The following is a 17,656-nucleotide window of genomic DNA, read 5'->3' as shown; positions in this document are numbered from 1 at the left end:
CGCTCGCGGTCACGCGTTTGCCTGCACGCTGCGCCCTTTCGCCAGATAGGCATTGAACTCATCTTCCGGCACCATGCTGCCCCCCGTTCCCCAGACAAGATGGGTGGCCTGCTGCAGCCGGGCTGGGGTGAAGCCTTGGCGAGCCAGGTACTCGCCGGCTTGCAGCACCCGTAGCATACCGGGTACGCCGGCCAGGGCAGAAGGTTCCAGTTTGACCTTGTCCTGCTCATGGGCGATGACCATCAAACGGTACAGTTCTTCGTCGGTCACGGTGTAGTAACCATCGATCAGCCGCTGCATGGCTTTGCCGACAAACCCTGATGGGCGCCCGACCGCCAGGCCGTCTGCGGCGGTGACGTTGTCGATGCCGAAGTCCTGCACGCAGGTTTCATCATGCAGGCCGGTGTAGACACCCAGCAGCATGCAGGGGGAGTGGGTGGGCTCGGCAAAGATGCAGTGCACCGCATCGCCGAACACCAGCTTCAGCCCGAATGCGACACCGCCCGGGCCGCCCCCTACGCCGCACGGCAGGTACACGAACAACGGGTGATCTGCGTTCACCTGGATGCCAGCCTGGTCGAATTGCCGTGCCAACCGTTCGGCGGCGACGGCATAGCCGAGAAACAGCTGTGGGGAGTTTTCGTCGTCGACAAAATAACAACTGGGGTCTGAGGCTGCCTGCTGGCGACCCTGCTCGACCGCTACGCTGTAGTCGCACGCGTGTTCTACCACGGTCACGCCGTTGGCCCGCAGCTTGTCCTTCTTCCATTGCCGGGCGTCTGACGACATGTGCACGCTCACCTTAAAACCCAGCTTGGCGCTCATGATGCCAATCGACAGCCCCAGGTTGCCGGTCGAACCCACGGCGATCGTGTACTGGCTGAAGAATGCGCGGGCCTGGTCGCTCGCCAGTTTGGTGTAGTCATCCGTTGGCGTGATCAATCCGGCCGCCAGGGCCAGGTCTTCGGCGTGCTTGAGCACTTCATGGATACCGCCCCGGGCCTTGATCGAACCGGAGATGGGCAGGTCACTGTCCGCCTTGAGCCACAGGCTGCCTGCGTTCTGCAGTGATCCTTCTTCGACAAGCACCCGGCGCAGCAGTGGCAGCGGGATGACAGGCGACTCGATGACCCCGCCGGCAGCGGCTGTTTCGGGGAACACGGTGGCCAGGTAAGGCGCGAACCGCTGCAGCCGCGCGCTGGCCGCTTGCACGTCGGCAGCCGTCAGGCCCACATCGTGCAGGGCTTCTGCAGCCTTGGCGATACCAGGGTTGAACCAGCTGGTCTGCTTCAGGGCAACCAGCTCGGCGATGATCGGGTGGCTTTGTTGCCAGGCTTCCAGGGTTTTTCCGTGAATCATGATTTCACCTGCAGTGCAGTCTGTGGGCCGCCAGCAGCAGTCTCGTGACAGGGGGAAGGGGCAGGATAACCCACGGAGTCTCGAACATTACACATTGGCTTTACTGAGGTGTTGCCTGTACCGGCCCCTTCGCGGGCTCGCCCGTTCCCACAGGACATCACAGCCTTCAAGGCTTGCACAGTACCTGTGGGAGCGGGCAAGCCCGAGAAGGGGCCGGTACAGGCAAAGGATCTGATCCGTTTGCTTACTCAGCCATAAGGCGGCGCTGGCAGTTCGGCCAGCAGGGTTTTCAAACCGTCGCTCCACTGCCTGCGAATCTGCTGGTAATAGGCATCGTCGCTGGTAATGCGCTTGCGCGTCATGCTTTCCAGGCTGTTATTGCGGTACACCAGCAAGTCCAGCGGCATGCCCACCGACAGGTTGCTGCGGATGGTGGAGTCGAACGAAATCAGGCCGCAGCGCAGCGCTTCATCGAGCGGCGTGCGGTAATCCAGGTTGCGGTCGAGTATTGGCCTGCCGTACTTGCTTTCACCCAGCTGCAGAAACGGGGTGTCCGGTGTGGCCTGGAAGAAATTGCCTTGTGCATACACGTTGTAGATGGCCATGGGGCCGCCGGCTATCTGGCCGCCGACGATGAATGAACTGCTAAGGTCGATATCGGCCGTGAGCTTGCTGCGGTCTCTTTTGACCACCTCGCGCAGGGTGTCGGCGACCAGCACCGTTGCATCGTAGAGCGTGGCAACGTTCAGCAGGTGGGGGCCGTTGCCCTGGGTGCGTTGCTGCAGCAGGTTTACCACCGACTGCGAGGTCGCCAGATTGCCGGCGGTCTGCAGCACGATCAGCCGCTCGCCCGGGACGCTGAAGACGAACAACTTGGTGAACGTGGAGATCTGGTCGATGCCGGCATTGGTGCGTGAGTCGCTGATGAAGACAAGCCCGTCCTCCAGGTGCATGGCGACACAGTAAGTCATGCGGTTTCCCTTGTGTTGCGTGTGGAAGGGTCTTGCCGCACTCGCGCGGCAAGACCGGTCTGAAGCCAGTCTGTCACTGGCGATGCACGTGAACGCTGGCCTGCATCGATTCGGCGCCGCCGCCGCGGCGTACGCCCCTGACCGGGCAGGCATCAAGGTAGTCCAGGCCCACCGCCAGCTTCAGGTGACGCTCTGGCCGGGTCAGGCGGTTGGTAATGTCGAAGCTGTACCAGGCATCGTCGACCCAGGCTTCGGCCCAGGCGTGGCTGGCCAGGTGTTGTTCATCCTCGGTGCACAGGTAGCCGGACACATAGCGTGCCGGCACCCCCAGGCTGCGTGCGCAGGCCAGGAAGGCGTGGGTGTGGTCCTGACACACGCCCGCGCCACCGCTGAAGGCTTCGATGGCCGTGGTACCCACCGACGTGGCGCCAGGGCTGTAGGGCATGTGCTCGGCCAGGCCTTGCATCAGCCCGATCAGTGCTGCCCGGTCGCGGTGACTGCCACATTGCCGGGCGGCGAAAGCAATCAGGGTGTCGTCGGCCTGCGTCAGGTGGCTGCCGCGCAGGAACGGCAGGGGCGACTGGCTCTCGGTTTCGTGTTCGCAATCCGGGTCGATCTCGACCTGGCCGTGTGCGGTAAGCGCCAGGTGGCCATGGGGTTTGTCCAGTGTCAGCACGTGCAGGATGTTGCCATAAGGGTCGATCTGGCCCTTTACCTTGCAGGGCAGGTCCAGTTGCCATTGATTGATACGCTGGCGTTCGCTGCTGCGCGGCGTCAGGCGCAGGAACTGGATACTGTTGCACACGTCGCTGGCATAGCTATAGGTCGTGTCGTGGCGAATGGACAGTTTCATACAACCTCCAGGTAGGAGTGATGGACGGCCTGGCCCAGTTGGTTGATGCGGCCGATGAAGTCGCTCAGCCAGGGGTGCAACCCGGCATCGAGGATTTCGTCGATTGCGGTGTAGCGCAGGCGCGCGTTCAGTTCGGCGGCCATGCGCTGGGCGGCACGCCCGGTACTGCCGGGCAGGCCCGCCAGGATCAGGTCGAGTTCCTCGATGCAGGCATGCAGCGAGCGCGGCACGTCCACCCGCAACAGCAACAGCTCGGACACCGGCCGGGCGCTGGGCGCGGCGCGATAGAGCTCGTTGAAGGCCTCGTACGAGGTCAGCGCGCGCAGCAGGGCGCTCCATTGGTAATAACCTCGGGCGGAGTCGTCGCTGACCTCTTCGGAGGCCTCGCCGAACATTTCATAGCGCGAATCGAGCAGGCGCAGGGTATTGTCCGCCCGCTCCAGGAAGGTCCCAAGGCGAATGAAGCTGTAGGCATCGTTGCGCATGATGGTGCCGGAGGTCGCACCGCGGAACAGGTGCGATCGTTCCTTGACCCAGTCGCAGAACTGGCTGATGCCATAGCGACCCAGGCCGTTGCTGGCAATGTTGCGCATTTCGATCCAGGTGGCGTTGATGTTCTCCCACATGTCGGCGGTGATACGGCCGCGCACTGCATGGGCATTGGTCCTGGCGGCCTGCAGGCAGCAGTAGATGCTGCTGGGGGTGGTGGCGTCGAGGGCGAAGAAGTGCAGCATGCGCTCGGTGTCGAGTTCCTTGTGCCGACGCAGGTAGTCATCCAGCATGCCCGAGGCCATCAGCGACATTGCCAGTTCGGCATGGCCGTCGCTGCGCCCGGCCTGGGGCATCAGCGATAGCGAGTAGCTGACCTCGAGCATGCGTGCGAGGTTTTCTGCACGCTCCAGGTAGCGGGACATCCAGTACAGGTCGGAAGCAGTTCGCGAAAGCATGGCTCAGTCCTCCACCACCCAGGTGTCCTTGGTACCGCCGCCTTGCGACGAGTTGACCACCAGCGAGCCTTCCTTGAGCGCCACGCGCGTCAGGCCACCGGGCACCAGGCGGGTTTCACTGCCCGACAACACGAACGGGCGCAGGTCGATGTGACGCGGTGCGATGCCGCTGTCGACGAAGGTCGGGCAGGTTGACAGGCACAGCGTCGGTTGAGCGATATAGGCGTGCGGGCGGGCTTTGATGCGCGCGCGGAAGTCCTCGATCTGGGCTTTGGTCGAGGCGGGCCCGACCAACATGCCATAGCCGCCGGAGCCCTGGGTTTCCTTGACCACCAGTTCGGGCAGGTGGGCCAGTACATGGGACAGGTCCGCCGGCTTGCGGCACTGCCAGGTCGGCACGTTGTTCAGGATCGGTTCTTCGCTCAGGTAAAAGCGGATCATGTCGTCGACGAAGGGGTAGATGGATTTGTCATCGGCCACGCCAGTGCCGACGGCGTTGGCCAGTACCACATTGCCGGCGCGGTAAACGGAGATCAGCCCCGGCACGCCCAGCATCGAATCAGGGTTGAAGGACAGCGGGTCGAGGTAGTCGTCGTCCAGGCGGCGATAGATCACGTCCACCTGCTGGGGGCCGGCCGTGGTGCGCATGTACACATGCTCATCACGCACGAACAGGTCGGCGCCTTCGACCAGCTCGATGCCCATTTCCCGGGCCAGGAAGGCATGCTCGAAATAGGCGCTGTTGAAACGGCCGGGCGTGAGCAGCACCGCGGTGGGGTTGTCCAATGGGCTGGCGCTCTTGAGCGTGTCCAGCAGCAGGTTGGGGTAGTGGTCGATGGGCGCGATACGCTGGGCGGCAAACAGTTCGGGGAACAGGCGCATCATCATCTTGCGGTCTTCGAGCATGTAGCTGACGCCGCTGGGGGTGCGCAGGTTGTCTTCCAGCACGAAATAGCTGCCATCGCCGTCACGTACCAGGTCGACACCGGCAATATGCGCATACAGCCCACGGTGAAGGTCCAGGCCCTGCATGGCGATCTGGTAGCCCTCGTTGGCCAGCACTTGCTCTGGCGGGATGATGCCGGCCTTGAGAATGCGCTGGTCGTGGTAGATGTCCTGCAGGAACAGGTTCAGCGCCTGTACCCGTTGAATGCAGCCACGCTCGACCGTGCGCCACTCGCTGGCGCGGATGCTGCGCGGGATGATATCGAAGGGGATCAGGCGCTCGGTATCCTGCTTGTCGCCATACAAGGTGAAGGTGATGCCTGCGCGGTGAAACAGCAGGTCGGCCTCGCGCCGGCGCTGTTCCAGCAACTCCAGCGGGGTGTTGGCCAGCCAGCGGGCGAACTCCTGGTAATGCGGGCGGCAGTTGCCGTCCGCTTCGTACATTTCATTGAAAAAAGCCCGGGACATACCCACTCCTTGCCGCCGTTGCCGGCAGCTTCATTGCGGTTCATCTGCGTCTTTCAGGGTGCTGCCTTGCTGGGGTAAGTGGGAGCTGTGTCTCGCGTTAACCTCGGTCTCGGTAGATTGCCTGTGCGTTGAGCACAATCAGTCTGTGCAATAAAAGTGCCGAACACGCCTGGCGGCTCTGGGGGGCGGGAAATGTGAGGGGCACAACCGATGTGAGCTGTCTGGCCGCAAGGGCCGGCGCATCAAAAAAGGGCGCTATTGATCCGGGCGCGGCTTTTGAACCGAAATGGGGCGCAGGCCGGTGCCTGGCGGGCGAAAAAGGGAATATTCCGGGTGCATGACGTGGGGCGGAGGGGGCATGTATCGAGCGCCGCGCGGGCGGCACTCGATTGCGCGAACGCTGAATATCGTGAGACGGGCGCCTTCAGGGCGTCAGAGGCAGGCGTAGACCACCAGCTCCACCAGCATTTCTTCCCGGGCGAGGCCCGCCACCACTACGGCCGCGCGGTTGGGGTAGGGTGCCTGGAAATACTCGGCGTACACGGCATTCACAGTCGCCAGATAACGGCGGTCGGTCACGTAGATCAGCACCTGGGTCACGGCATCCAGCGAGCTGCCAGCGGCTTCCAGGGTGTGGCGCAGGTTGTCCAGTGTCTGGCGGGCCTGGGCCTCGATGCCGCCGGCAACCACCTGGCCCTGCGTATCGATTGGGATCTGAGCCGTGTACAACGTACCGTTGCCGACGACCGCCCATTCCAGTGGCGCCCTGGAGGCGAACAGCTCGGTCTTTATCGCATGCTTCATGGGTTGTTTCCTCAGTGGCAAGGGTGTTCAGTCGGCGTCGCTGCCGCCGCCTGCACCGTGGCGGCGTGAGGCATCGGTGCTCTCGACAAGGATGTGTTCGGCCAGCTGCCTGAGCCTTTGCCAGGTATGTTCGTTGACTGTAAAACCTTGCTGCAGTGTGCGCTGCGGGTCGCTTATTGCCTGGGCGGTCTGGCCTGCTCGGGTGAACAGCACCGTTACGTCTTGCGCGGCCGCTTCAATGCCCCGGGGCCGGGCTTCACTGCTCAGTTCCGGGCGCGGCATGCCAGCGGTGAAGTCGGCCCAGTGGCATTGGCGGGCGTCCTCCCAGCGGGCTTGCACGTGCAGCCCCTGCACCGCTGCCCGGCTCAGGTAGCCCAGCAACAGCAAACGGTTGTGGCAGTGGCGTATGCGCAGTTCGGCCTGACCACAGCGCATGGCCTTGGCTGCCGCCAGTTCCACCACCGTGGCGGCGCAGCGCAACACGCTCTGGCCCTTGGCGTCGATCACCAGCAGGGCGTTATCCTCATGGCACAAGGCGTATGGCCGTGCAGCTTCGGCTTGCAGATAACGCAACGCCTTTTCCAGTGCACCGACGCCATCGAGCCCCTGCAGTTGCAACCAGCCCACGAGTTCGGCGGCATCCTCGCAGTCGCCCGGGGCGAAGCCCATGCCTTCGAATGCCTTGCGGCACATCACCTGTATTTCGTTAAGCGATACGCGCATGGTCAAAACTCCCTTTGCGGCATGACTGCGAAATTCCAGTCGTCTGCGAACGGCTGACCGATGTCGCTGACCAGCGGCGCGCCCTGGAACAGCGTGATACGCACCCAGCGGCTTGACTTGGGGTCGAATTTCCCCGCGCCGAAAAATGCCAGTTTGCAGCGCAGCAGGTGAATCGGCAGCATGTCCCGGGCCAGCAGATTGGCACGGATTTCACCGTAGTTCGTTTTTGCCATGCCTTGCAGGCGGCGTACCGCGCCCTTGAACATCGGTTGGGCGATCAGGAAGTGAGCGGTCAGCGCCTGAGGCTGCAGTTGCAGGTGCTCCAGCAGCGCGCTATGGCACTGCTGGATATTGCGGGCGATACCCAGCTGCATTTCTTTTTCGGCCCCTGGCTCCTCTGCGCGAATGCCCAGGCGCGGCTCTTCTTTTTCAGCTGAGCGGTACCAGAAGAAGTGCTCCGCATCGGCAGCACTGAAGTCGTAGCGCAACGCCCAGCCATACTGCTGCTCGATGAGCTGGCGCAGTTGCCCAAGGGGCATCTGGGCGTCCAGCTGCCAGCTTTCGTTGACCCCCATGTGCTCGGCCAGGGGCGTGACCTGCTCGGGGTACAGCTCCAGCAGCAGGCTGACCAGAAGCTCCTGGCAGCCCACCCCCGTGTGTAATTGCGCCCAGGCCAGCAGGCGCGGCCAAAGGCCCGCGCCGTCGGCTTGCGTGCCAAGCCAGGTGGCCAGTAAAGCAAGCTCGGCCAAGGTTTGCAGGTTCTGCTCATGCTGGCGCTGGTCTTCGGTCCGGGACTGGCTCAGGTGCAACTGGGCGCGCGCCAGCAATTGCTGCAGGCGCGCCAACGGGGCGGGCTCCGCCGACTGCGCCAGCACCAGGGCCAGGGCCGCTTCCCGCGTACTGATCCAGTGCTCCACCAGTTGAGGGTGGTTGATCAGAAAAGGGGCCATTCCCAGCCCGGTCGCGTTGCCGACCCCCAGGTAGCGTTGAAGGGCCGGGGCCAGTTGCACTGCCCGCTGCGGGGCGAGTGCCTGGGCCATGTGGTTGATCTGCTCGATGCTGAAGTGACGCAGCAGGTAGACGGTGAACATCTGCGCGCTGAACGGCTGGTTGAAGTCCGGGTTATCTTGCAGGCAACCAAAATCGGCGATGCCGAACTTGCCGTTACCGTAAACAGCTGTAGTGCGATACAGGTAGCCGACTTCAGCCAGTTGCTGTGGATCGGGCTGGCGACCTTCTGCCAGCGCCGCCAGAAACCGGTCGAAATTGCGCAAGCTACGGTTGGCCCGCGACAACACCAGCACGCGTGCATCGAAGCGGCCTGCTTCCTGCAGCGGCACGTTGCGTTGCAGGTCGGCCAGCTGTGCCGAGTCGACATCGCCGGCCACCAGCACGAAGCTGACGTCCCACTGGTCGGCGATGACCCGATCGCTGCGCTTTTCCGGCGGCAGGTAGGCCGAGAAGATCACGCAGTGGTAATGGCCGTTCGGCGTTTCGATGCGGTAGATCGCAGTGCCGAAGCCTTGGCCATCGAGGTCGAAACAGCTGCGCCGGATTTGCCAGCGCTGTTGCATCATCCGCCGCATGCTGCTGCGCACGAAGCTTAGCGGGCTCTGGAAGTGGCTACCCAGCCGGGCCAGGTCCATGACTTGGCTGGCAGGGCGCAACGCGGGTATTGCAGGCACGCTGTTGGGCATTGTTGTTGTACCTGGATGGATCATGTTCAGACGCCTTGTTCACGGGCCATGTGTCGAGCGATGCGCACGGCATCCCACAGGGCTGGCAGGATCACCAGCGACACCGGCACCGCGGTGATGACAATGAAGGATTGCAGGGCCGTCACACCGCCTGCGCCAATGGTGATCAGCACCACCGCCGCCAGGCCCATGCCGATTGCCCAGAAACCGCGCAACCACTTCTTCGGTTTATCGTCGCTGGACATCGCCAGCGCCACGGTGAAGGCCATGGCGTCGCCATTGGTGGCCACCGAGATGAAACTCAGGAACAGGAACAGCGCGCTGACAAGGCCACCCAGTGGCAGGTTCTGCGTCACTCCCAGCAACAGGTCTTCAGGCTTGGCGCCATGGGCGGTGACGCTGCCTGGCGTTTGCAGCTCCAGGCCGATCCCGGTACCGCCTACCACGGTGAACCAGAACATGGTCACCAGCGGTGCGATGATCGACAGCGTCATGATGATCTCGCGGATGGTGCGGCCCCGCGAGATCCGCGCGACGTACAGTGCCACCATGGGCGCGTAGCCGATGAACCAACCCCAGTAGAACACCGTCCACCAGTCCAGCCATTTGGGGTCGGCGCGGAACATCGTCAGGGGGATGAAGTGCTCCACGTGCAGGGCAAAGGCCGCCGGGAAACCGCCGAGGATGAACAGCGTCGGTCCGAATACCACCATGAACAGTGCCAGGCCGATCATCAACCAGACGTTGATCTCGCTGACAAAGCGGATGCCTTTGAGGCCCACCAGGCACGAGACAGTGTACATCGCGGTGACCAGGACAATGGTCAGCGACTGGGTGACGATAGTGTTGGGCAACCCCCACACGGCGTGCATGGCGCTGCTGATCTGCAGGCCAAGGAAACCGATCGGACCGATGGTGCCGGCCACTACCGCGATGATCGAGGCAGCGTCGGCCAAGGTGCCGATCGGGCCCTTGAGCGCTCGCTTGCCGAACAGGGGGTAGAGCAGGGTACGCGGCGCCAGCGGAAGGCCTTTATCGTAATGCAGGTGCATCAGCACGATCGCCAGCAGGCTACCCAGAACGGCCCAGGCCAGGAAGCCCCAGTGCACGAACGATTGCGCCAGTGCCGCGGTGGCCGCTGCTTCGCTGTGCGGTTGCATGCCGGCGAAGAAGGGCGGTGGGCTGGCAAAGTGCATCAAGGGTTCGGCAGCGGCCCAGAAGGCGCCACCACCTGCCAGCAAGGCGCACATGATCACTGCGATCCAGTTGAAGGTGCTGACGTCCGGGCGCTGGGTGACCCCGCCCAGGCGTACACGCCCGCATCTGGAAAACCCGATGAACAGGCTGACGGCGAAGGTTACCAGCATCAGCACTTGCCAATAGAGGCCAAAGGCCTTTGTCGACCAGGCGAACAGGGTATTGACCAGCGCCGACACGGTGTCGATGTCGATCAGCGCCGCCAGCAGGAAGGCGCCGAGGAATCCGCCGCTGATCAGGAACAACGGCCAGTCGATATCGCGTGCCATAGGCAGGCCCATGGCCTGGCCGTCGGCCTGCAAGGTGGTTGGGTTTTTCATGAAACCTCCGGAACCTGCGATTTTTTTTATTGTTGATGCTGTCCGTGCAAGGGGTTCAGGCCTGTGCCGTGGTGGCGGTCTCCAGCAAGCGCAACCAGTTCAGCCCCATGATGTTGCCCACGTCGTGCTCGGCAAAGCCGCGGGCGCGCAGGCCCTGGGCAATGTTGCGGAAGTCGCGGCTGTCGCGGAACCACTGCAAGGGCGCCGGCCAGTTGGCGTTGTCCCTGGAGCCTTCGCCGTAGTCCTTGTCCTTGCTCCAGCGGCCGTTGCGCATCCATTCCAGCACAGACAAGGGTTGCGCCTGGCACAGGTCGGTGCCGATGCCGATGTGCTCCACACCCATCAGGTCGGCGGTGCGCGCGACCATGTCGCAGAAACTTTCCAGGCTACAGTCCGAGGCACCCTTGAGATGGAACGGGTAGGTGCTGAACCCCAGCAGCCCGCCGGACTCTGCGATCCCGCGTAGCACCGCATCGGACTTGTTGCGCTTGGCGGCGTGGAAGCTGGCAGGGTTGGCGTGGGAGATGATCACCGGTCGGCTCGACAGTTCGATGGCCTCAAGCGTGCTTCGCTCGGCGCTGTGAGACATGTCGATGAGCATGCCGACGCGGTTCATTTCGGCGATCACCTGGCGGCCGAAGCGGCTGATGCCGTTGTCCTCGCGCTCATAGCAGCCGCTGGCCAGCAGGCTTTGGTTGTTGTAGGTCAGCTGCATGACGAACACCCCGAGCTGGCGGAAAACCTCCACCAGGGCAATGTCGTCCTCGATCGGCGAGCAGTTCTGGAAGCCGAAGAAGATGCCCACCCGGCCCTCCTCGTGGGCCAGGCGGATGTCGCTGGCCGTGCGTACCGGGCGGATCAGCTCGGGCCATGTCTCGAAGCGGCGGTTCCACTCGCCCAGGCGCGACAGGGTTTCGCGGGCGTTTTCGTGGTAGGCGATGGTGGCGTGCACCGCGCTCAGGCCACCGGCCTGCATCTGCTGGAATATTTCCTGGCTCCAGTTGGAGTACTGCAGGCCGTCGATCATCAAGAGGTCGTGCATGGCATGTATTCCTTCAGGGCCGCAGGTAGGTGGTCTTGACCACGGTGTAGAAGTCGCGAGCGTATTGCCCCTGTTCCCGAGGGCCGAAACTCGAGGCTTTACGGCCCCCGAATGGCACGTGGTAGTCGGTGCCGGCGGTGGGCAGGTTGACCATCACGCAGCCGGTCTGGGCGCGGCGTTTGAAGTGGCTGGCGTGGCGTAGCGACTGGGTGATGATCCCGGCGGTGAGGCCGTACTCGGTATCATTGAGCGTGGCCAGCGCCTCTTCAAAATCGCGCACGCGGATCACGCAGGCGATGGGGCCGAACACTTCCTCGCGGTTGATGCGCATGTCGTTGCGGCTGTTGATGAACAAGGCAGGGCGCATGTAGTAGCCATCGCAGGCCAGTTGCAGGCGCTCGCCACCTTCGATCAGGGTGGCGCCTTCGGCCTGGGCCAATTGCAGGTAGGCCAGGTTCTGTTCCAGCTGGCGCGCGTCAGCGACCGGGCCGATCTGGACGCCAGCCTCCAGTGCATGGCCGACCTTGAGCTGGCGCATGCGCAGGCGCAGCGCCTCGACGAAGCGGTCGTGGATGCCGTCGCAGACGATCAGCCGTGACGAAGCGGTGCATTTCTGCCCGGTGCCGAAGAAGGCCCCGTTGAGCGCGCATTCCACGGCCAGTTCGAGGTCGGCGTCGTCCATGACCACCAGGGCATTCTTGCTACCCATTTCCAGCTGGCAGCGCACCAGGTTACCGGCGGTGGCCACCGCTACGCGTCGGCCCGTCTGCAGAGAACCGGTGAACGTCAGGGCATCGATCTCGGCGGACTGGATCAGGGCCTCGCCGACGTCGGCACCGCTGCCCATCACCAGGTTGAAGGTGCCGCTGGGCAGGCCCTGACGGCTGATGATCTCGGTGAGCGCCCAGGCACTGGCCGGCACCAGGTTGGCCGGCTTGAACACCACGGCGTTGCCGAAGGCCAGGGCCGGGGCGATTTTCCAGGCGGCGGTGGCCATGGGGAAGTTCCATGGGGTAATGATGCCCACTACACCCACCGGTTCGCGATGCACTTCGATGTCGACCCCAGGGCGCACCGAGGCGGCAGTCTCGCCCATCTGGCGCAGCACTTCGGCGGCGTAGTAATGGAAGAACTGGCCGCTGCGATTGACCTCGCCGATGCCTTCGGCCAAGGGTTTGCCTTCTTCTCGCGACAGCAGTTCGCCGAGCTCTTCCTTGCGGGCGATCAGCTCGTCGCCGATGGCCATCAGCACTTGCTGGCGGCTTTCCAGACCACTGGCGGCCCACAGGGGTTGAGCGGCGCGGGCGGCCTGGATGGCCTGGCGGGCCTGTTCGGCGCTGGCCTGATGGTACTGGCCGATCAGGTCGCCAGTGTCCGAGGGGCTGTAGTTGCCCAAAGTGGCGTGGCCTTCACACCACTGGCCATCGATGTAGTTGTTGTAGGTCTTGTGTGACATGGATGAACGCCTCCGTTTGCATGGCATTCATCATGCGAGCAATATGCAGCAAATAAAAATTAATAAAAAAAATGCTTTGATAAGGAATGCTAACCATGTTGCCCGAGCTGAAAATCGCCCAGTTGCGTTACTTCGTACTGGTCGCCGAACACAAGAGTTTCCACGCGGCCGCCCGCCAGGCCTTTCGCACCCAGCCTGCGATATCCCTGGCCCTGCGTGAACTGGAGCAGAAGCTGGGGCAGGCACTGGTCGAAAAGGGCGGTGGCCGGGTAGAGCTGACGCCATATGGCGAGCATTGCCTCCCGTTGTTTCGTGGCTTGATCGAGCACCATGACCGTATTGCGCGTGAAGCCATGCTGTTTGCCCGGCATGAAATCGGCCAGGTCAGCATCGCCACCGTGCCTTCTGTGGCCAGCCGAATGCTGCCAGGGCCGCTGGCCCGCTTTGTGGCTGCGCACCCCAACGTGCAGGTCAGCATTCAGGACGGCACGGCCGAACGTGTGCAGCAGTTGCTCGCTCAAGGGCAGGTGGATTTCGGCATCAGCAGCCTGTGGGTGGACGATGACCAGCTCGAATTCGCCCCCATCGTGAATGATCAGGTTGGCGTGGTGTGCCGCAGCGACCACCCGCTGGCGCAGGCGGGGGGGCGGCTGCATTGGGCGCAGTTGCTGGGCGTGCCGATGATCCGCAACGGTACCTCGCAATTGCTGGCGGGTACCGAGGCCGAGGGTTTGCTGGCCGATAGCCGGCTGTTCATTTCCAACATGATTTCGTTGATCGCCATGCTGGAGGAGGGGGTAGGGATCAGTACCTTGCCGTACCTCGCTTTTCCGCAGGAGAACGACAAACTGGCGTTCGTACCTCTTGAGGAGCCCAGGGTAGAACGGCATATCGGCATGCTCACCCGCAAAGGGCGCAGCTTGTCACCTGTGGCGGGGGCACTGATGGCGTTTCTGCAAGTGCAGTTGGCGAAGGCTGGCTGATTCGTTGGCGGTAGGGGCATGGCGCGCCATCGCCGGCACTGAGGTTCGCAAACGCACGCCCGGCTTTCAGAGAACCGGGCCTGACGCCACGCTGACACCTGCCAGCGTGGTGAACGAGATGTCCTTGGCCGTGAGCAGAAAATCACGCACGTACGGCACCTCCAGCATGTCACTGCGCAGCGCAGCATAGAGGTTTGCCTGCAGGCCGTGCTCGCCAAGGCGCTTGGCGGTTACATAGCCGCGCGAACTGTATTCGTGCACGGCCCAGTTGGGCAGGCAGCAGACGCCGCGCCCGGACGCAACCAGTTGCATCATCATCACGGTAAGTTCCGAAGTACGTATCTGTGCGGGCTCGACGTTGGCGGGGTCGAGGAAGCGGGTGAAGATGTCCAGACGGGTGCGTTCGATCGGGTAGGTGATCAGTGTCTGGCTGGCGATATCGGCGGGCTCCAGGTACGGCTTGTGGCGCATGGCGTGGTGGTTGTCGATGGCCAGCAGCGCCTCGTAACTGAACAACGGCACGTAGCTGATACCCGGCAGTGTCACCGGGTCGGAGGTCACCACCAGGTCCAGGTCGCCGCGCTCCAGGGCTGGCAGTGGCGCGAAGGAAAAACCGGAGGCGAGGTCCAGTTCCACCTCAGGCCAGGCGCCGCGGAACTCATCCACTGAAGGCATCAGCCACTGGTAGCAGCTGTGGCACTCGATGGCGATGTGCAACCGTCCGGCGCAGCCGCCGGCCAGTTTGCCCAGGTCCCGTTCGGTATTGCGGATCTGAGGCAGCACCTGATCGGCCAGCTGCAGCAGCTTCAGCCCGGCGCTGGTGAAGCGCACCGGCCTGGATTTGCGCACGAACAGTGGCATGCCGATGCGCTCTTCCATATCGCGGAACTGGTGCGACAGGGCTGATTGTGTCAGGTGCAGGCGCTCGGCGGCCTCGTGCAGGCTGTCGGTTTCACGCAGCGCGTGGAGGGTTCGCAGGTGGCGTAAATCGATCATGAGTAAAATGGCGGATCAACGCAGTAATGGCGGGTTTTCTTCACTGCTGCGTGATCCTGACAATTCCTTTGATGGGTTTTCCGTGAGTAGGGTGAGGCTCAAGCCGCGTGAGGCGCGGCGAGGTTGCAGTACTGCCCCTTGAAATACAGCAGTGGCTGCGTGGCAGCAGTTGCCTGCAGGTTCAACGCTTTGACTTCGCCAATCACGATCAGGTGGTCCCCGGCGGCATGTTCGGCGTGAATTTCGCAATCAAGCCAGTGCAGGCTGCCGGCAATGATCGGGTTGCCCAACGGCGACGCTTGCCATTCGACGCCGTGCCACTTGTTGGCGCCGCGCCGGGCAAACTGGTTGGAAATGCCGACCTGCTCACCTGACAGGATGTTGACCGTGAAGCGGCCAGCCTGGCGGATTTTCGGGTAGCTGGCCGAACTGGACATCACACTGAATGACACCAGCGGCGGGTTCATCGATACGCTGTAGAACGACTGGCAGGTGAAGCCGATCGGCTCACCTTCATGGTGCGATGTAATCACCGTGATGCCGGATGCGTAGTGCCCGAGTGCCTGGCGAAAAGTCGACGGCTCGATCGCCGTACCGGAAAGCAACATGGTAGATCCTGTGGCTGCATTCATTTCAGCGTGCGTTAGCGAGTTCCTGACGGACGATGGCTGCGCCTGCACTCAAGGCCTTGAGCTTGCCGCTGGCTACCTGGCGGGGCAGGGGCGCCATGCCGCAGTTGGTGCAAGGGTAGAGCTTGTCGGCATCGACGAATTGCAGAGCCTTGCGCAGGGTGGCGGCGACCTGTTCGGGTGTTTCAATGACATGGGTGGCCACATCGATGGCGCCGACCATGACTTTCTTGCCGCGAATCAGCTCGAGCAGGTCCATCGGAACATGGGAGTTATGGCATTCCAGCGAAATGATATCGATGCTGGACTGCTGCAGTTTGGGGAAGGCCTGTTCATATTGCCGCCATTCTGAACCGAGGGTCTTTTTCCAGTCGGTATTGGCCTTGATGCCATAGCCATAGCAAATATGGACGGCCGTTTCGCACTTGAGGCCCTCGATGGCCCTTTCCAGGGTAGCCACGCCCCAGTCATTCACGTCGTCAAAGAAAACATTGAATGCCGGTTCGTCGAACTGAATGATGTCCACGCCCGCGGCTTCCAGTTCTCTGGCTTCCTGGTTGAGAATCTTGGCGAATTCCCAGGCCAGTTTTTCGCGGCTTTTGTAGTGGTTGTCATACAGTGTGTCGATCATGGTCATGGGACCGGGCAGCGCCCACTTTATCGGCTGTGTGGTGTGCTGGCGCAAGAATTTGGCATCTTCGACAAACACCGGTTTTTGTCGAGCGACAGCACCCACAACCGTCGGTACGCTCGCATCGTAGCGATCACGGATTCTGACGGTTTTCCGTTGTTCGAAATCAACGCCGCTGAGGTGCTCGATAAACGTGGTGACAAAGTGCTGGCGGGTTTGTTCGCCGTCACTGACGATGTCGATACCGGCGTGTTGTTGTTCTTGCAAGGCCAGGCGCAAGGCATCCTGTTTGCCTTCGACCAGTTGCTCGTCTTGCAACTTCCACGGTGACCAGAGTGTTTCGGGTTGAGCAAGCCAGGCGGGTTTCGGCAGGCTGCCGGCAGTGGAGGTGGGTAGCAATTTGTTCATGAACAGTGACCTTGTGCTTTGAATGTTCAACGTGCGTATTGAGCGGACCATTGCGCCAGCGTGGCCTGGTAGGGTTTGACAAATTGCTCCTCGGCAAATTTGCCCTGCTCGATCGCCAGGCGGCTGCGCTCTTCCCGGTCATAGACAATGCGCGTGAGCGAGTAATCCTGGTTGTTCAGGCTGGGCTGGTAGGCCTTGCCTGCGGGAGAATTGGCGTTGTAGATCTCGGGTCGGTAGATTTTCTGAAAGGTGTCCATGGTGCTGATGGTGCTGATCAGTTCAAGGTCGGTGTAGTCAGCCAGCAAGTCGCCGGCAAAATAAAATGCCAACGGGGCGACGCTGTTCGGCGGCATGAAATAGCGCACCTTCAAGCCCATCTTCTTGAAGTATTCATCCGTCAGCGAGTACGCATCCTGCAGGTACTCAACACCTAGCACAGGGTGCTGATTTTCGGTGCGCAGGTAAGTCCTGCTGCTCGATACGCTCAGGCAGATAACCGGGGGTTTGCTGAAGTGCTCCTGGTAGGTTGGCGAGTTGACGAAACACTTGAACAGGTTGCCGTGCAGCTCGCCGAAATGATCGGGAATGCTGAAGGTCGACCGATGCTTGTTATGCTCCAGTAACAGTACGCTGAAGTCGTAATCGCGCACGTACGAGGAGAAGTTGTTGCCTACCATGCCTTCGAGGCGAGTATTGTTCTTGCGGTCGACAATATAGGTTTTCAATATTTCGATCAGCGGCAGGGCATTGCCGTGCTGCGCGTTTTCAATGTTCATTTCCACCGATATGATGTCCAGCTCTACGCGGTAGCGATCATGTTCGGGGTTGTCCCAGTGCGCCAGCGCATTGAAACGGTTGTTGATCATCGCCAAGGTATTGCGCAGGTTTTGCTGGCGGTTTGCACCCCGTGCCAAATTGGCGAAGTTGGTCGTGATGCGGGTGTTTTCGGCAGGGTGATAATGTTCGTCGAACGCAATGCGCTTGACGGTGAATGTTGGCGCTTTATCCATGGTAACGGCTTCCAGGTGCCTGAGTGTGAGCGATCCAGTGCTGGTCAGTTGCGTAGCTGAGTCGTTCACAGCGTAATCTTGATGTGCTTGATTGAGGCGTATCCTAGGTGGGGCGCTGCATGAATGATATTGAAGTTATTTCACAGGTTTTTTAGCT

At 62.0% G+C, this 17,656-nt stretch carries 16 protein-coding genes; 1 reads left to right on the top strand and 15 read right to left on the bottom strand.

Annotated elements, in window-relative coordinates; all coding sequences use genetic code 11:
• Positions 1-9 precede the first annotated feature (9 nt).
• The 11 genes from ACI7M0_RS15640 to ACI7M0_RS15590 form a co-directional block, all read right to left on the bottom strand.
• The gene (locus ACI7M0_RS15640; RefSeq protein ID WP_129932144.1) at positions 10-1,359 is read right to left on the bottom strand and encodes a D-serine ammonia-lyase; all 1,350 of its coding nucleotides are present in this window, start codon (positions 1,357-1,359) and stop codon (positions 10-12) included.
• Positions 1,360-1,607: 248 nt separating this feature from the next.
• Positions 1,608-2,330 (bottom strand): proteasome-type protease, encoded by a 723-nt coding sequence (locus ACI7M0_RS15635; RefSeq protein WP_014756324.1) that lies wholly within the window; start codon positions 2,328-2,330, stop codon positions 1,608-1,610.
• A 73-nt stretch (positions 2,331-2,403) separates the two neighbouring features.
• Positions 2,404-3,183: a transglutaminase family protein gene (locus ACI7M0_RS15630; RefSeq protein ID WP_021783994.1), complete on the bottom strand. Its 780-nt coding sequence runs from the start codon at positions 3,181-3,183 to the stop codon at positions 2,404-2,406.
• Entirely contained in the window at positions 3,180-4,130 is a 951-nt protein-coding gene (locus ACI7M0_RS15625; RefSeq protein WP_129932145.1) for an alpha-E domain-containing protein, read from the bottom strand. Before ACI7M0_RS15625 ends, ACI7M0_RS15630 begins: the two co-directional genes overlap by 4 nt.
• Before the next feature lie 3 nt (positions 4,131-4,133).
• Complete coding sequence (locus ACI7M0_RS15620) at positions 4,134-5,543, bottom strand: circularly permuted type 2 ATP-grasp protein (RefSeq protein WP_070383834.1); 1,410 nt, start codon at positions 5,541-5,543, stop codon at positions 4,134-4,136.
• Between the two features lie 432 nt (positions 5,544-5,975).
• Positions 5,976-6,347 carry a RidA family protein gene (locus ACI7M0_RS15615; RefSeq protein WP_003254071.1) on the bottom strand — a complete coding sequence of 124 codons (372 nt, stop codon included), beginning with the start codon at positions 6,345-6,347 and terminating at the stop codon, positions 5,976-5,978.
• A gap of 27 nt (positions 6,348-6,374) precedes the next feature.
• Entirely contained in the window at positions 6,375-7,070 is a 696-nt protein-coding gene (locus ACI7M0_RS15610; protein WP_129932146.1) for a DUF3726 domain-containing protein, read from the bottom strand.
• A gap of 2 nt (positions 7,071-7,072) precedes the next feature.
• Entirely contained in the window at positions 7,073-8,767 is a 1,695-nt protein-coding gene (locus ACI7M0_RS15605; protein WP_129932147.1) for a hypothetical protein, read from the bottom strand.
• Between the two features lie 26 nt (positions 8,768-8,793).
• Positions 8,794-10,344: a BCCT family transporter gene (locus ACI7M0_RS15600; protein ID WP_129932148.1), complete on the bottom strand. Its 1,551-nt coding sequence runs from the start codon at positions 10,342-10,344 to the stop codon at positions 8,794-8,796.
• A gap of 55 nt (positions 10,345-10,399) precedes the next feature.
• Positions 10,400-11,386 (bottom strand): dipeptidase, encoded by a 987-nt coding sequence (locus tag ACI7M0_RS15595; protein ID WP_003254063.1) that lies wholly within the window; start codon positions 11,384-11,386, stop codon positions 10,400-10,402.
• A gap of 13 nt (positions 11,387-11,399) precedes the next feature.
• Positions 11,400-12,842 (bottom strand): aldehyde dehydrogenase family protein, encoded by a 1,443-nt coding sequence (locus ACI7M0_RS15590; RefSeq protein WP_010953610.1) that lies wholly within the window; start codon positions 12,840-12,842, stop codon positions 11,400-11,402.
• A gap of 95 nt (positions 12,843-12,937) precedes the next feature.
• Between ACI7M0_RS15590 and ACI7M0_RS15585 the strand changes: the two genes are divergently transcribed.
• Positions 12,938-13,825 carry a LysR family transcriptional regulator gene (locus ACI7M0_RS15585; RefSeq protein WP_129932149.1) on the top strand — a complete coding sequence of 296 codons (888 nt, stop codon included), beginning with the start codon at positions 12,938-12,940 and terminating at the stop codon, positions 13,823-13,825.
• A 66-nt stretch (positions 13,826-13,891) separates the two neighbouring features.
• On the opposite strand, the gene ACI7M0_RS15580 is transcribed toward ACI7M0_RS15585, so the two are convergent.
• From ACI7M0_RS15580 to ACI7M0_RS15565, 4 genes are all read right to left on the bottom strand, one after another.
• The gene (locus tag ACI7M0_RS15580; RefSeq protein ID WP_129932150.1) at positions 13,892-14,821 is read right to left on the bottom strand and encodes a LysR family transcriptional regulator; all 930 of its coding nucleotides are present in this window, start codon (positions 14,819-14,821) and stop codon (positions 13,892-13,894) included.
• 98 nt (positions 14,822-14,919) lie between these two features.
• Positions 14,920-15,429: a flavin reductase family protein gene (locus tag ACI7M0_RS15575; RefSeq protein WP_129932151.1), complete on the bottom strand. Its 510-nt coding sequence runs from the start codon at positions 15,427-15,429 to the stop codon at positions 14,920-14,922.
• A gap of 25 nt (positions 15,430-15,454) precedes the next feature.
• Entirely contained in the window at positions 15,455-16,489 is a 1,035-nt protein-coding gene (locus tag ACI7M0_RS15570; protein WP_064490951.1) for a methionine synthase, read from the bottom strand.
• A 26-nt stretch (positions 16,490-16,515) separates the two neighbouring features.
• Complete coding sequence (locus tag ACI7M0_RS15565) at positions 16,516-17,499, bottom strand: DUF1852 domain-containing protein (protein ID WP_129932152.1); 984 nt, start codon at positions 17,497-17,499, stop codon at positions 16,516-16,518.
• Between the last annotated feature and the right edge of the window lie 157 nt (positions 17,500-17,656).

The organism is Pseudomonas sp. 10(2024) (assembly GCF_045164175.1).
Classification (GTDB): domain Bacteria; phylum Pseudomonadota; class Gammaproteobacteria; order Pseudomonadales; family Pseudomonadaceae; genus Aquipseudomonas; species Aquipseudomonas alloputida.
This window is presented reverse-complemented; position numbering and strand designations above follow the sequence as displayed.

What these genes read in the sequence shown, in the direction of transcription:
- ACI7M0_RS15565 (WP_129932152.1), bottom strand. Translation starts at nt 17,499, where the DNA reads ATGGATAAAGCGCCAACATTCACCGTCAAGCGCATTGCGTTCGACGAA.
- ACI7M0_RS15640 (WP_129932144.1), bottom strand. Translation starts at nt 1,359, where the DNA reads ATGATTCACGGAAAAACCCTGGAAGCCTGGCAACAAAGCCACCCGATC.
- ACI7M0_RS15600 (WP_129932148.1), bottom strand. Translation starts at nt 10,344, where the DNA reads ATGAAAAACCCAACCACCTTGCAGGCCGACGGCCAGGCCATGGGCCTG.
- ACI7M0_RS15630 (WP_021783994.1), bottom strand. Translation starts at nt 3,183, where the DNA reads ATGAAACTGTCCATTCGCCACGACACGACCTATAGCTATGCCAGCGAC.
- ACI7M0_RS15585 (WP_129932149.1), top strand. Translation starts at nt 12,938, where the DNA reads ATGTTGCCCGAGCTGAAAATCGCCCAGTTGCGTTACTTCGTACTGGTC.
- ACI7M0_RS15620 (WP_070383834.1), bottom strand. Translation starts at nt 5,543, where the DNA reads ATGTCCCGGGCTTTTTTCAATGAAATGTACGAAGCGGACGGCAACTGC.
- ACI7M0_RS15575 (WP_129932151.1), bottom strand. Translation starts at nt 15,429, where the DNA reads ATGTTGCTTTCCGGTACGGCGATCGAGCCGTCGACTTTTCGCCAGGCA.
- ACI7M0_RS15570 (WP_064490951.1), bottom strand. Translation starts at nt 16,489, where the DNA reads ATGAACAAATTGCTACCCACCTCCACTGCCGGCAGCCTGCCGAAACCC.
- ACI7M0_RS15590 (WP_010953610.1), bottom strand. Translation starts at nt 12,842, where the DNA reads ATGTCACACAAGACCTACAACAACTACATCGATGGCCAGTGGTGTGAA.
- ACI7M0_RS15635 (WP_014756324.1), bottom strand. Translation starts at nt 2,330, where the DNA reads ATGACTTACTGTGTCGCCATGCACCTGGAGGACGGGCTTGTCTTCATC.
- ACI7M0_RS15605 (WP_129932147.1), bottom strand. Translation starts at nt 8,767, where the DNA reads ATGCCCAACAGCGTGCCTGCAATACCCGCGTTGCGCCCTGCCAGCCAA.
- ACI7M0_RS15610 (WP_129932146.1), bottom strand. Translation starts at nt 7,070, where the DNA reads ATGCGCGTATCGCTTAACGAAATACAGGTGATGTGCCGCAAGGCATTC.
- ACI7M0_RS15625 (WP_129932145.1), bottom strand. Translation starts at nt 4,130, where the DNA reads ATGCTTTCGCGAACTGCTTCCGACCTGTACTGGATGTCCCGCTACCTG.
- ACI7M0_RS15615 (WP_003254071.1), bottom strand. Translation starts at nt 6,347, where the DNA reads ATGAAGCATGCGATAAAGACCGAGCTGTTCGCCTCCAGGGCGCCACTG.
- ACI7M0_RS15580 (WP_129932150.1), bottom strand. Translation starts at nt 14,821, where the DNA reads ATGATCGATTTACGCCACCTGCGAACCCTCCACGCGCTGCGTGAAACC.
- ACI7M0_RS15595 (WP_003254063.1), bottom strand. Translation starts at nt 11,386, where the DNA reads ATGCACGACCTCTTGATGATCGACGGCCTGCAGTACTCCAACTGGAGC.